Below are 14,054 nucleotides of genomic sequence, written 5' to 3'. Positions count from 1 at the left end.
ATTTCTGCAACTTGCTTTAAGAAACGAATAGCTTCTCCATACCTCTCATCCTGTTGAGCAAGCGCAGCCTGTCCAAGCAAAGCCCTGACACACAATTTATTAACTCCCAAAGCCTGCTTAAATAAATTGATTGCTTCCCTTTGCTGGTTACTTTTTAGCTTTTCCTCAGCAAGCTCACAATAGTACTGAGACAGTCGAATCTTTATTTCGGGATGACGCCTTAAATCAATCTCTTTAGCAATGACCAATGCGCCTGACCAGTCTTTTTCACGCTCACAGATATCAAGTAATAAAACCTGACTACGATAGGAGTATCTTTTAGATTGTGTTAATTGTAACAATAAAGACTCTGCTCTATCGAAAAGGCCTGCAGCTTTATAGTCTTTTGCTAGCTCAAATATCACAGCATCACTGGCTTCATTTGAGATTTCTGGGTGAGCCATTAGATTCTGGTGAATTAGTATAGCTTTCTCTACCTCACCTTGTTTTCTAAAGTGCGTACCGATAGAGATGTGTGTTTGAAGAGTTTCTTCGGATACTTCCAGGGAGTTAATCAATCGATCTATAGCATCATCGGAATAACTATCAAAAAGCAGCTGGAGTCGGTGCTTTTCACCGACCTTTGTTTGGCTAGGTTCGCTAGTAGGAGACCTTTTCTGCTTAGCGCTATATCCGAGCAACCAGCCTAAAGAAAGCGCTAAAAACAGAAAAACCCAGAGCTGCGCAGTTTCCATTTACTAGCCTTTTGAGGTCGCTCTTTTAAGTCTCGACAGTTTAGTTTCTGTTGTCTGGAGACGCTTATCTTTAATTTTTTTCGAACCAAAAAGGGAAATCTGAGTCGGTACAGAAAATAAGAAACCAAGAATGAGGCCAACAACCAAGCTGCCTAACACCCAAAACCCCACACTAAGAGAGGTGAACTCGACAAATAATAGATCCACAGCTACAAGCGCATCATTTCGTAAAACAAAAACAACACAAGCGAGTAGAATAACTACAAAAAGAAGAAATGAAAGAGCGAATAAAATACGTGCCATTAATAAAACCTGACTCAAATATTGAAACGTGCCTAGATCTTTACCATGTTAACACGCTGACTATATTAGAGGCGAATTTGATTAATAGCCTTCTTTTAGACTCTCATTTACACGATCTCTAAGCTCTTTACCTGGCTTAAAGTGAGGCACATGCTTTGCCTGAAGACTAACAGACTCACCTGTTTTCGGATTTCTACCCATCCTTGGTGCTCGATAGTGTAGAGAAAAACTACCAAACCCACGAATCTCAATACGCTGCCCTGACGACAAGGTATCAGACATAAGATCAATAAGTGTTTTTATCGCCAGCTCAACATCTTTGACTGACAACTGCGTTTGCTTCGCAGCAATAATTTCAACTAATTCGGACTTTGTCATTAACTGTTCGATCCCTAAAAGACTCAACAATAACGTTGCTTTTTTTCAGTGTAGACAAAGAAACCAAAAAAACAAAAAAAACGGGCCTATAGCCCGTTTTTTTTGATTATATTACAACCAGTTAGTTGTATTGATGAAAGCGCATTACTTGTTTTGCATTTGCTCTTTAATCAAATCACCGATTGTAGTTGGTCCAGCAGACTCAACTTGCTTCTCACGAACTTCTTTCATCGCCTGCTTTTCGTCATCGATATCTTTAGACTTAACAGACAAATTAATTACGCGATTCTTACGATCAATATTGATGATCTTAGCTTCTACTTCATCGCCTTCTTTAAGCTGAGTAGTTAGATCTTCAACACGATCCTGACTCATTTCAGAAGCTTTCAAAGTCGCTTCAACATCTTCGCCAAGTTCTACAATAGCTGCTTTCGCATCTACTGACTTAACAGTACCTGTAACGATAGTACCTTTATCGTTAACCTGCACGTATTCAGCAAATGGGTCGCGCTCAAGCTGCTTGATACCTAAAGAGATACGCTCACGCTCTGGATCAACAGAAAGAATCACAGTTTCAATCTCGTCGCCTTTCTTGTACTTACGAACAGCTTCTTCGCCAGTTTCGTGCCAAGAAATATCAGACAAGTGAACTAGACCGTCAATGCCGCCATCCAAACCAATGAAGATGCCGAAGTCAGTGATAGATTTGATCTTACCGCTAACTTTATCTTCTTTGTTGAACTTGCTTGAGAACTCTTCCCAAGGATTAGCGTGACACTGCTTAATACCTAGAGAAATACGACGACGCTCTTCATCGATATCAAGAACCATTACTTCAACTTCATCACCTAACTGAACAACCTTAGATGGGTGAATGTTCTTGTTAGTCCAATCCATTTCAGAAACGTGAACAAGACCTTCAACGCCTTCTTCAATTTCTGCGAAACAACCGTAGTCAGTTAGGTTAGTTACGCGCGCAGTTACACGAGTATTCTCTGGGTAACGCTCTTTGATCTGTACCCATGGATCTTCACCTAGCTGCTTAAGGCCTAGTGAAACACGGTTACGCTCACGATCAAACTTCAATACTTTAACATTGATCTCGTCACCAACATTTACGATTTCACTTGGATGCTTAATACGCTTCCAAGCCATATCTGTAATGTGTAGAAGACCGTCAACACCACCTAAGTCAACGAAAGCACCGTAGTCAGTAAGGTTCTTAACGATACCCTTGGCTTCCATACCTTCAGCCATTGACTCAAGCAATGCTTCACGTTCTGCACTATTTTCAGCTTCAAGCACTGAACGACGAGAAACAACAACGTTGTTACGCTTCTGATCTAGCTTGATAACTTTAAATTCTAATTCTTTACCTTCAAGGTGTAGCGTGTCACGTACTGGACGAACATCAACCAATGAACCAGGAAGGAAGGCACGGATAGTTTTCAGCTCAACAGTGAAACCACCTTTAACCTTACCGTTAATCACACCTTTAACGATTTCTTCAGCTTCAAATGCTTTCTCAAGCTCTTTCCAAGCTTCAGCACGCTTAGCCTTCTCACGAGATAGGCGTGTTTCACCGAAGCCATCTTCAACAGCATCTAGTGCAACATCAACAGAGTCACCGATCTTTAATTCGACTTCACCGCTCTCGTTAACAAATTGAGATAGAGGTATAACACCTTCTGACTTTAGGCCAGCGTTTACTGTAACCCAGTCGCTATCAATATCTACTACAACACCCGCAATAATTGCTCCCGGGGTCATATCGATTTCATTTAGACTCTCTTCAAATAACTCTGCAAAGCTCTCGCTCATTACAATTCCTGTGTGATTAAATTCTCCGTACCACCAGCATGTACGGTTTATTTATTGAAATGGGTTTTGCATTGCTGGCCAACGTTAACCAAAACCCAAAAGTTTAGAAGTCGTATTTATTAAGATTTCCGCTCAATAAAATTAACAACTTCCTTTAAAACTTCTTCGATAGAAAGCCCTGTAGTATCAACATGATACGCATCTTCAGCGGCTTTGAGCGGAGCATTTTTTCGCCCCATGTCTCGGGCGTCTCGCTCTTCTATCTCCTTTAAAAGGGGCGCGATTTTAACATCTTCCCCCTCCGCCTTCAACTGCTTAAAGCGTCTATCCGCCCTAGCTTCTGCGCTCGCTGTCATAAATACCTTATATTCTGCCTCTGGAAACACCACTGTCCCCATATCTCGACCATCAGCAACCAAGCCAGGCTCGACTGCAAAGTTTCTTTGCCTTTGCAATAATGCTGCGCGAACAGATGCCAAAGGCGCTATCTTTGACGCATCATTACCCACAGTTTCTGTACGAATATCATTCGTCACATCCTGACCACCAAGTAATACTCTGACAGGCTCACCGTACTCAGATGGAACGAATTCAACATCTAACTTCTCAGCGACTTCAGCCAAAGCCTCTTCGTTATCGAAAGCAACCCCCAACCTAGTAGCAGCCAGCGCGGTAAGACGATAAAGCGCCCCGCTATCAAGCAAAGACCAGCCCAAATGCTTCGCCACGAGCTGAGCAATACTCCCCTTACCCGCGCCGCTGGGACCATCTATCGTTAATACTTTGCATGTCATTCAACTATCTCCAATTTTTTGAATGTCACGAAATTTTTCAGCACCATTCTTTACTACAACTCGTTTTACTCGGAATCGTCTTCAACGCTAATATTCAGACCCACTTCACTAGCCAACTCAACAAAATTTGGAAATGACGTCGCAACATTAGCACAATCCCTAATCACGATTTCACCCTTCGCTCTTAATGAAGCGACAGCGAAAGACATCGCTATTCTATGATCGCCATGACTATGAACTGTACCGCCTTGAATCTCAGAATTCTTGATCACTATACCGTCGTGCTTAACATCCGTTCTAACACCCAGCTGCGCCAAACCATCAGCCATCACTTGTATACGGTCGCTTTCCTTAACACGAAGCTCTTCAGCGCCACTTAAGACCGTCTCTCCCTCAGCACAAACCGCAGCAATAAACAAAACAGGAAACTCATCGATCGCAAGCGGAACCTGATCCTCTGGAATTTTAATTCCTTTAAGAGGTGCATGCTTAACACGAATGTCGCCTACAGGCTCACCACCTACGACAGACTCATTCATTACCTCTATATCAGCACCCATCTGGCGTAAAATGTTGATAATACCAACACGCGTAGGGTTTAGGCCTACGTGCTTGAGTGTCAAATCAGCGCCTGGGCAGATAGATGCAGCAACCATAAAGAAAGCTGCAGAGGAAATATCCGCAGGCACATCAATAGACCCGCCTTTCAGAGAACCACCTCCAGCCAAAGTAGCAACTGCACCCTCTCGCTTTACCGGATAACCAAAACCATTAAGCATACGCTCTGTATGGTCTCGAGTCGGCGCTGGCTCCTGAACCTGTGTTTCGCCATCAGCGTATAAGCCCGCCAATAACAAACAAGACTTAACTTGCGCACTGGCCATTGGCATATCATAACGAATACCTGCCAGAGTTTGAGAACCACTAATTTTTAGAGGCGGACGTCCACCTTCCGCAGACTCAATTTTCGCACCCATTTGACGTAATGGGCCAGCAACTCGCTCCATTGGCCGCTTAGATAAAGACTCATCACCCGTCAATTCCGTATCAAATTTTTGCCCGGCAAGTAGACCGGCAAATAAACGCATACCAGTTCCTGAGTTACCAAGGTAAAGTGGCCCAGGAGGCGCTTGAAGACCATGCAGACCAACACCATGAATCTTAACTCGCCCTTCTTCTGGCCCCTCAATTACAACCCCCATATCCCTAAAGGCCTGAAGTGTCGCCAGACTATCTTCGCCCTCAAGAAACCCTTCAACTTCCGTCACTCCTTCTGCAAGAGCGCCTAACATTATTGAACGATGGGAAATCGATTTATCGCCCGCTACTCGGATATTTCCGCGAACTTCACCGCCAGGTGCCATTTTGAACGTTACATTTTTAGTATTCATAGTATCGGTATACGACTGTCCGTTTAGTATTTTTGAAAAGTGCTCTCTCGCAGACTTAGCTCGCGTAAAAACGCCTAACAAGTGCTGACTATCGCCTTGCTCGACACTGGTTCTCAAGGAAGCAAGGTCTGAAGTAAAGTGATCTAAAACCTTAAGTAAGGCATCTTTATTGGCAAGAAAAATGTCATGCCACATCAAAGGATCACTTGCGGCAATACGAGTAAAATCTCTAAAGCCTCCCGCTGCATAACGGAAGATCTCTTGGTTCTGCTCCTCACCGGCAAGCGTATCGACCAACGAAAAGGCTAACAAATGTGGCAAATGGCTAGTCGCAGCAAGGACTTCATCATGCTTCTCAATCGACATTTCAAGCACGGTCGCACCGGCCATACGCCACATAGACCGAACCAGGGACAAAGCAAGATGGTTAGTATTTTTTAAGGGTGTCAATATGACTTTATGGCGCTGATATAAATTTTCATCAGCAGCCATGACTCCACTGCGTTCCGAGCCCGCTATTGGGTGCCCCGGAACGACAAACGAAGGTACCTCACCATAGACTGCTTCAACAGCCTCAAGAAAGCATTTTTTTACGCTACCAACATCGGTAACAACAGCCCCCTCTTTCAATGACACCTTTACTTCACTTAAGACATCTTCAAATGCCTTTACAGGAACCGCCAGCACAACCAAGTCAGCACCTTTCACTGCCGCAGCGATAGATTCAGCAGCCTCATCGATAACTCCTAACTCAACACCAAGCTTAGCCTCACTATGATTTAAGGAGTAACCGCAAGTGTGTGCTGCAAAACCTTCAGTTCTCGCGGCCTTAGCCAAGGAGCCACCAATCAACCCAACACCAATTACAGCCAACCTTGCAATGCGCGAGCTCACAAGCATCCTTCCTCTCGTAAAGAGTCGAGTGCTTTAATAAACTTTGAATTCTCCTGCTCCAAACCAATAGATACACGAAGGAACGAGTTCATACCGTAATTCGCTACAGGGCGCACAATCACACCAAGCTTCAACAAGCGCTGATAAATTTCCATAGCATCAACACCCGTATCAAAGGTAATAAAGTTACCTTTTGACGGAATAAATTCTAGCCCGAGATGCTCAAGAGCAAGCGCCATCTGACACATCCCTTGAGCATTACACTCAACACTAGCCTTTAGGTAGGCATCATCTCTTAAAACAGCAGCTGCTGCGGCTAATGCTAAAGAATTGACATTAAACGGGTGCCGTACACGATTAAGGATATTCGCGATACCCGGATGAGAGACAGCATAGCCCACACGCAAAGAAGCCAACCCCCAAGCTTTGGAAAAGGTTCTAGTAACAATCAGATTTGTGTGCTTTTCGACAAGACCGATACCATCCGGAAAGTCTTCATCGGAAATGTATTCACAATAAGCTTCATCCAAAACAACAATCACTCGTTCCGGCACCTTGGCTAGAAACTCAAGCAAAAGATCTTTATTGATCGATGTCCCCGTTGGGTTATTCGGGTTAGCAATAAATATTAGTTTGGTTTTCTCAGAAATTCGCTCATACATTGCATCAAGGTCATGACCCCAATCTTTTGAGGGAGCTACAACAGCTTTAGCACCTACAGCCTGACAGGATATCGCATAAACTGCGAAGGCATATTCAGAGAAAATTACTTCAGAATCTCGATCAGAAAAACAACGAGTAATAATATCCAACAAGTCATTTGAGCCGTTGCCAAGCGTCATGCTCTCAAGGCTGATGTCATGCCCTTGAAATGACAGATACTCTTTTAAGGCATACTTTAGTTTATAGCCATTGCCATCAGGGTAACGACTTCCCTCAGCGAGCTCAGCTGAAATGGCTTGTTTTGCCAATTCACTCATACCCAGAGGATTTTCATTACTTGCCAGCTTTACAATATCGCTAATACCCAACTCTCGTTCTAGCTCGTCAATGGGTTTTCCGGGTTGATAAGGATGCAAAGCCTGGACAGGCGCTACAGCCAAACCTGAAAGCTGGTCAGATTTTTTCACTAGAGCACACCCACCGGGTAAGAACCGAGATGTTTAATTTCTACCGCATCAGGAGAAACCTGCTGAACAACTTTCTGCACGCCTTCGTCATCGATATGACCTTCGAAATCAATAAAGAACACATAGGCCCAAGTACCGGAATTCGAAGGCCGAGTTTCCAGGCGGGTAAGGCTAATATCATTTTGATGGAAAGGCTCAAGGACGTGATATAGTGCCCCTGGTTTGTTCTTGGCCGACACCATAATAGAGGTCTTATCTTGACCGCTAGCAGGAACAACATCGCTACCGATAATCAAGAAGCGGGTCGTATTATCAGGCTGATCTTCAATATTCTCGACAAGTTTGAGTAAGCTATACTGCTCGGCTGCCATGTCACCAGCGATCGCAACAGCCCCTTCTTCTTTCATGCTGAGCTTTGCAGCCTCGGCATTACTACTAACAGCAACACGCTCAACTTGAGGGCAATTCGCATCCAACCATTTCCGGCACTGCGCCAAAGATTGCTGATGGGAATAGACTCGTTTGATATCAGAGGGTTTGATTTCATCATTCGATAGCAAGTGGTGATGAATTCTTAACTTCACTTCACCAGCAATGAATAAAGGTGAATTTACGAAACTATCCAAAGTATGATTAACAACGCCTTCCGTTGAGTTCTCAACTGGTACAACGCCATAGTTTGCCTGGCCAGACTCCACCTCTCGAAACACTTCATCAATTGCACTCATAGGCTGAGCATGAACAAAGTGTCCAAAATGTTTTAGGGCCGCTGCATGCGTATAAGTACCTTCCGGCCCTAAAAAAGCTACCTTCATTGGTTTTTCAAGGGCTAGACAACAGGACATTATCTCTCTGAAGAGCTTAGCAACATCTTCATCTGGCATAGGCCCCGTATTGCGTTCCATTACGGCCCGCAGGACCTGAGCCTCTCGCTCAGGGCGATAATACTGCACAAGCTCATTACCGGCAGCAGCCTGCTTCACCTCAGCAACACGCTGAGCACAAGCTGCGCGCTGGTTGATCAAAGACTGAATATTTTGATCAATCTCATCAATCTGAGCCCGTAGCTTTGCGAGCTCTGTTGCTTCATCTACCATTATATTTCCAGTTAGGCCTCAGGTGATTGATCTGAAGATTCATCTGATTCACTCGAAGCGCCTGCCTCAACAGTATCAGTTCCCTCTTCTATTTCTTGTTCATCAAGACTAGACTCATCAACACGCTCCACACCAACTAAATGCTCATTCTCTTGAGATAGCTTGATCAGCCTTACACCCTGAGTATTTCGACCGAGGATCGAAACTTCTTCTGTACGAGTTCTAACCAAAGTGCCTTTATCGGAAATAAGCATCAGCTCATCACCTTCCTTAACTTGAACCGCAGACACCAACAAACCATTTCGCTCGGAGCATTGCATTGCAATCACGCCTTGACCACCACGCCCGATTACTGAGAATTCATCCATGCGAGTACGCTTACCGTAACCATTTTCACTTGCAACCAATAACAGGCCTTCTTCTTCAGGAATAATCAAGGATACAACCTGATGCTCTTCAGCTATTTTAATACCGCGAACACCTCGAGCAGTTCGTCCCATCGCTCTTACATTTGACTCATGGAAGCGAATCATCTTACCCGAGTTACTCATCAACATAATGTCACGGTCACCATCAGTGATCGAGGCTCCGATCAACGTATCCCCGTCATCAAGAGCTAAAGCAATCAAACCAGAACTACGTGGGCGAGCAAAGTTTTCGAGCGGAGTTTTCTTAACCGTACCGTTAGCTGTAGCCATAAAGATAAAGTTATTTTCAGCGTACTCATGAACAGGCAAGAAAGTCGTTACGCGTTCGCCTTCATCCAATGGCAGAATATTCACCATTGGGCGACCACGAGAACCACGGCTGGCCTGCGGAATTTCGAACACTCTCAACCAGTAAACCTTACCTTTATTGGTAAAGCATAAAATCGTATCGTGGGAATTGGCCACGAGTAGTTTTTCGATAAAGTCTTCATCCTTCATCGACGTTGCAGACTTCCCTCGACCACCGCGACGCTGAGCCTGATAATCTTCAACAGGCTGAGTTTTTGCATAGCCTCCATGAGAAATAGTAACTACCAGGTCTTCTTCATTGATTAAATCTGCAACTGTCAAATCACGACGTGAAGAAATAATCTCACTACGGCGCTCATCTCCATACTCTTCAAGAACCGCTTCAAGCTCCTCACGAATAACCTGCATCAATTTAACCGGATCACTCAGAATCGCTAAAAACTCTCCGATTCGCTCTAGTATCTCACGATATTCGCCAATGAGTTTTTCCGTTTCCAAACCGGTCAAACGGTGCAAACGCATATTCAGAATTTCTTGAGCCTGAGTTGGCGATAAGTAATATTTACCATCACGCAAGCCATACTGTGGTTCTAAATCATCTGGGCGACAGGCATTCTCACCTGCACTAGCAAGCATCGCGGTCACATCACCAGGACTCCAAGCTTGAGCCAAGAGTTTTTCTTTCGCTTCCGCAGAACTTGGTGACTTCTTGATTAACTCAATAACCGGATCGATATTTGCCAAAGCAACCGTTAAACCTTCCAACACATGCCCACGCTCTCTCGCTTTACGGAGCAAGTAGACTGTTCTACGAGTAACGACTTCTCTTCGGTGCTTGACGAATATTTCTAGCGATTGCTTTAGATTGATCGTCTTTGGCTCACCATCAACCAAAGCAACCATATTAATACCAAATACGTTCTCAAGTTGAGTCTGGGCATAAAGGTTGTTCATGATCACTTCAGGCATTTCGCCACGTCGAAGTTCGATCACTATTCGCATACCTTCTTTATTAGACTCGTCACGAAGCTCGGTAATACCTTCGATCTTCTTGTCTTTAACAAGCTCGGCTATTTTCTCTATCAAACGGGCTTTATTAACCTGATATGGAATTTCTGTAACGACAATGCGCTCTTTTCCATTCTTATCGGTCTCGACCTCATAGCGCGCTCTTAAATAAATTTTCCCGCGGCCAGTCTGGTAAGCCTGGACTATCCCTGCACGACCATTAATAATCGCAGCGGTTGGAAAATCTGGACCTGGAATAATTTCCATCAACTCTTCACAGGTAATATCACTATTTTCCATCAGAGCAAGGCAAGCACCAACAACTTCAGTTAAGTTGTGTGGTGGAATATTAGTCGCCATACCAACAGCGATACCTGACGAGCCATTCACCAACAGGTTAGGAACTCTAGTCGGCATAACTTCGGGTATCTGCTCGGTACCGTCATAGTTAGGAACAAAATCGACTGTTTCTTTGTCCAAGTCAGCAAGCAACGAATGAGCAAGCTTCTGCATACGAATTTCGGTATATCGCATCGCAGCTGGGTTATCACCATCTATGGAACCAAAGTTACCCTGTCCATCTACAAGCATGTAACGCAAAGAGAAAGGCTGAGCCATTCGTACAATCGTATCGTATACGGCGGAGTCACCATGAGGGTGATATTTACCGATTACGTCACCGACGACACGTGCTGACTTCTTGTACGCCTTGTTCCAGTCATTCCCCAGTTCGCTCATCGCAAACAAGACTCGACGATGCACAGGCTTGAGACCGTCACGCGCATCAGGCAAGGCACGACCAACGATAACACTCATCGCATAATCGAGATACGACTGCTTCAATTCGTCTTCAATATTAACTGGAAGGATTTCTTTCGCTTGATCACCCATATGGACAGCGTTCCTGTTTATTCTGATTATTAAAATAAAGGTCGCGATTCTAACATATTTGAATGTCAAAAGTGACCATATTTAAACTTTTTGAAGACTAAAAACTGGAGACTATGCGAGGAACTACTAAGCTGATAGATAAACCCACGGCTTCTATATAGCGCCCTTTTATTATGTACAGACTAGCGTACCCTCAACTATGAAAAAATTCTTACTTGTTGAAGACAGCTCGATTGTTGTAAAAATCATCAAACACATCAACAAAAGCAATGCTGGCTTCCCTTTTGACATCGCCACGTCCTTCGCAGAAGCAAAGGAACACATTCAAAATAATGGCGCAGATGCGTACCTTGTTGCAGTGGTCGACCTAAACCTTCCTGACGCACCGGATGGAGAAGTCGTTGACTACACCATTGCAGAAAAAATCCCCACCATCGTACTCACGGGAAATTACGATGAAGAGAAAAGGGAGAAAATGCTGGAAAAGCGAATCGTCGACTACGTTGTAAAAGAAAGCCGCTTCTCTTACGAGTATGTCATAAAGCTGATTAAGCGCCTTGAAAAAAACCAGCATATAAAAATTCTTGTAGCAGACGACTCCAAAATGTCTCGCCGCTACATTCAACAGCAACTTGAGACACACCTTTATCAAGTGCACACCGCAGACGATGGCGACACGGCTTTAGAGGCCCTTGAACAACACCCAGATATTAAACTACTGATTACCGATTACAACATGCCAAGAATGAACGGCTTTGACTTGGTCAAAAACATCCGAAAAGAGGTGAGCAAGAATGAGCTGGTTATAATCGGCTTGTCTGGTGAAGGTGACGGAAAACTAACTGCCAAGTTCATAAAAAATGGCGCAAACGACTTCTTGAACAAACCCTTTAGCCATGAAGAGTTTCATTGCCGCATTTTACACAACATCGAAAACCTTGAGCATTCCCAAACGCTTAAATATCTCGCCTTCCATGACTTTGTTACAGGGCTGCCCAACAAACAGAAGTTCTTTCTTGATGGGAACAAAGAGTTAGAAAAGGCCGTAAGCCAGAGCACCCCAGTATCTGTTGCTCTACTCTCTGTTGACCAAATGCATAACATTCAAGACAAGCACGGCCTGGATGCGCCCGATATCACCATGCGCAATCTAACCACCCTGCTACCAAAGGCATTCAATCGCTTCCAATACGCTCGAATAAACGACTCTGACGTTGCAATACTTATGGCAGGGCTAAGCCTGGAACAAGCAGCAAAGCTTGTAGACGGCTTTAGGGAGCTAGTTGAAGACCATATTGTTATGATAGATGAGTTCAGCTTCAACTTCACTGTTTCAGCAGGAATAACCGAGAACAACAATAACTCTTTAATTGAGCTTTTAAAAAATGCTGACAATCGCCTGTATCTAGCCCGAGAAAATGGTGAAAATCAGGTATGGTTTGAAGACTAAGCAAGTCCTGCAAGATATACTTGCAGCGAAGAGATAGCCCTGACTATACTCTTACAGCACCAACACACCGTGATATTCTGCTTTTGTCACAATAAAAATAAAAACTATCGGGCACAGCAACTGCCTGAAACACAAGAAAGGTAGAACAACAATGAGTAACGCCACACCTTGGTATCATGATTATAGCGACTATATATCTGGCGCTCTTTTCGGGCTGATTACCCTGGATATTTTCATGCTTTTGATTCATGGAATTACTGAGCGCTCTTTATCAGACTACAGCATGGGAACGCTAGCTATCACCATCCCCATAATGCTCGTATGGAGCTTTGAACGACTTTATTCAAAACAAGAGCACTAAAAAACAAAAAAGCCCAACTTAATGTTGGGCTTTTTCATATTACAAAGACTTATCGACCATTAAAGATTGTCGGCATTCTCTGATAAGTATGCAGCAACGCCATCAGGAGAAGCGTTCATACCTTTGTCACCTTTATTCCAACCTGCAGGACAAACCTCGCCATGCTCTTCATGGAATTGAAGCGCGTCAACTAGACGAATCAATTCGTCCATATTACGACCAAGCGGTAAATCGTTAACGATTTGCGAACGAACAGTACCGTTAGTATCAATCAAAAATGCACCACGGAATGCAACACCACCTTCTGACTCAACATCATAAGCCTTACAAATATCGTGGTTCATGTCTGCTGCTAGCGTATAACCTACCTGACCAATACCACCATCATTGATTGGAGTGTTTCTCCAAGCGTTGTGAGTGAAGTGAGAATCGATAGAAACACCAATAACTTCAACGCCACGAGCTTTGAAGTCATCCATTCTGTGATCCAGAGCAATCAACTCAGATGGACAAACAAAAGTAAAATCTAATGGATAAAAGAACACCAAGGCATACTTGCCTTTTGTCGCTTCAGAAAACGTAAATTCATCAACGATAGAACCGTCACCTAGTACTGCAGATACTGTAAAATCAGGAGCTTGCTTACCAACTAAAACACTCATTAGTTATTACCTTCCTTAAAAGTTTTATTCGATAGAGATACAGAACGTATCTCTTAGTGTGGTTAAAACAACGTGGCTATATTACACAGCCAGTAAAAATAATTACACCATTTCTTAGTTACTTTTTCTGAAAAAGTAAGCTTCTAAAAAAGAAAAAGAGGCCGAAGCCCCTTTTCTATTACTACATAGCATCAAATACTAGCTAGACAAAACGCCTTACCAGTGAATACCACGCATGATCGCAGCGAATGCAACCTGCTCTGTTGAAACTTTTGGCTTTTCATTAGCTTGCCCCTTACCTTGAGCCGCAGCTGAATCAGGGAACATCTTATAGCCAGTATTCATTACAATCTCACCAACCTTAGGAGCTAAGCAGTGAAGTACTGCAGCAAAAGTCCCCAAG

Annotated in this window: 13 protein-coding genes; 2 read left to right on the top strand and 11 right to left on the bottom strand. The window is 43.8% G+C overall.

Annotated elements, in window-relative coordinates; translation table 11 throughout:
* The 9 genes from A3763_RS00065 to gyrA form a co-directional block, all read right to left on the bottom strand.
* On the bottom strand, positions 1-734 hold a 734-nt coding region (locus A3763_RS00065), incomplete at its 3' end, for a tetratricopeptide repeat protein (protein WP_156494768.1).
* Positions 735-737: 3 nt separating this feature from the next.
* Complete coding sequence (locus tag A3763_RS00060; RefSeq protein ID WP_068509306.1) at positions 738-1,037, bottom strand: LapA family protein; 300 nt, start codon at positions 1,035-1,037, stop codon at positions 738-740.
* A gap of 81 nt (positions 1,038-1,118) precedes the next feature.
* A complete protein-coding gene (locus tag A3763_RS00055) occupies positions 1,119-1,415 on the bottom strand; it encodes an integration host factor subunit beta (RefSeq protein ID WP_068509308.1) in 297 nt (98 codons plus the stop codon).
* A gap of 144 nt (positions 1,416-1,559) precedes the next feature.
* Positions 1,560-3,236, bottom strand: coding sequence for a 30S ribosomal protein S1 (rpsA, locus tag A3763_RS00050; protein ID WP_068509310.1), 1,677 nt, complete (start codon positions 3,234-3,236; stop codon positions 1,560-1,562).
* Positions 3,237-3,355: 119 nt separating this feature from the next.
* Positions 3,356-4,030, bottom strand: a complete 675-nt coding sequence (gene cmk / locus A3763_RS00045; protein WP_068509312.1) for a (d)CMP kinase — start codon at positions 4,028-4,030, stop codon at positions 3,356-3,358.
* A 65-nt stretch (positions 4,031-4,095) separates the two neighbouring features.
* A complete protein-coding gene (locus A3763_RS00040; RefSeq protein WP_068553341.1) occupies positions 4,096-6,321 on the bottom strand; it encodes a bifunctional prephenate dehydrogenase/3-phosphoshikimate 1-carboxyvinyltransferase in 2,226 nt (741 codons plus the stop codon).
* A complete protein-coding gene (gene hisC, locus A3763_RS00035) occupies positions 6,312-7,445 on the bottom strand; it encodes a histidinol-phosphate transaminase (RefSeq protein WP_231872046.1) in 1,134 nt (377 codons plus the stop codon). The genes A3763_RS00040 and hisC overlap by 10 nt, the downstream gene beginning before the upstream one ends.
* Entirely contained in the window at positions 7,445-8,542 is a 1,098-nt protein-coding gene (pheA, locus tag A3763_RS00030; RefSeq protein ID WP_068515499.1) for a prephenate dehydratase, read from the bottom strand. The genes hisC and pheA overlap by 1 nt, the downstream gene beginning before the upstream one ends.
* An 11-nt stretch (positions 8,543-8,553) precedes the next feature.
* Entirely contained in the window at positions 8,554-11,178 is a 2,625-nt protein-coding gene (gene gyrA, locus A3763_RS00025) for a DNA gyrase subunit A (RefSeq protein WP_068634191.1), read from the bottom strand.
* A gap of 199 nt (positions 11,179-11,377) precedes the next feature.
* Between gyrA and A3763_RS00020 the strand changes: the two genes are divergently transcribed.
* Positions 11,378-12,628: a response regulator gene (locus A3763_RS00020; RefSeq protein WP_068515504.1), complete on the top strand. Its 1,251-nt coding sequence runs from the start codon at positions 11,378-11,380 to the stop codon at positions 12,626-12,628.
* A gap of 151 nt (positions 12,629-12,779) precedes the next feature.
* Positions 12,780-12,989: a hypothetical protein gene (locus tag A3763_RS00015; RefSeq protein WP_068515507.1), complete on the top strand. Its 210-nt coding sequence runs from the start codon at positions 12,780-12,782 to the stop codon at positions 12,987-12,989.
* Between the two features lie 59 nt (positions 12,990-13,048).
* Here A3763_RS00015 and A3763_RS00010 read toward each other — a convergent pair whose 3' ends face one another.
* Positions 13,049-13,651: a peroxiredoxin gene (locus tag A3763_RS00010; RefSeq protein WP_068515509.1), complete on the bottom strand. Its 603-nt coding sequence runs from the start codon at positions 13,649-13,651 to the stop codon at positions 13,049-13,051.
* 216 nt (positions 13,652-13,867) lie between these two features.
* Positions 13,868-14,054: hypothetical protein (locus tag A3763_RS00005; protein WP_156494767.1), on the bottom strand; the 187-nt coding region annotated here is incomplete at its 5' end.

The organism is Oleiphilus sp. HI0128, assembly GCF_001635365.1.
Note: the sequence above shows the minus strand (reverse complement) of the source record. Positions and strands in the feature narration are given on the sequence as shown.

What these genes read in the sequence shown, in the direction of transcription:
- A3763_RS00060 (WP_068509306.1), bottom strand. Translation starts at nt 1,037, where the DNA reads ATGGCACGTATTTTATTCGCTCTTTCATTTCTTCTTTTTGTAGTTATT.
- A3763_RS00055 (WP_068509308.1), bottom strand. Translation starts at nt 1,415, where the DNA reads ATGACAAAGTCCGAATTAGTTGAAATTATTGCTGCGAAGCAAACGCAG.
- rpsA (WP_068509310.1), bottom strand. Translation starts at nt 3,236, where the DNA reads ATGAGCGAGAGCTTTGCAGAGTTATTTGAAGAGAGTCTAAATGAAATC.
- cmk (WP_068509312.1), bottom strand. Translation starts at nt 4,030, where the DNA reads ATGACATGCAAAGTATTAACGATAGATGGTCCCAGCGGCGCGGGTAAG.
- A3763_RS00040 (WP_068553341.1), bottom strand. Translation starts at nt 6,321, where the DNA reads ATGCTTGTGAGCTCGCGCATTGCAAGGTTGGCTGTAATTGGTGTTGGG.
- pheA (WP_068515499.1), bottom strand. Translation starts at nt 8,542, where the DNA reads ATGGTAGATGAAGCAACAGAGCTCGCAAAGCTACGGGCTCAGATTGAT.
- gyrA (WP_068634191.1), bottom strand. Translation starts at nt 11,178, where the DNA reads ATGGGTGATCAAGCGAAAGAAATCCTTCCAGTTAATATTGAAGACGAA.
- A3763_RS00020 (WP_068515504.1), top strand. Translation starts at nt 11,378, where the DNA reads ATGAAAAAATTCTTACTTGTTGAAGACAGCTCGATTGTTGTAAAAATC.
- A3763_RS00015 (WP_068515507.1), top strand. Translation starts at nt 12,780, where the DNA reads ATGAGTAACGCCACACCTTGGTATCATGATTATAGCGACTATATATCT.
- A3763_RS00010 (WP_068515509.1), bottom strand. Translation starts at nt 13,651, where the DNA reads ATGAGTGTTTTAGTTGGTAAGCAAGCTCCTGATTTTACAGTATCTGCA.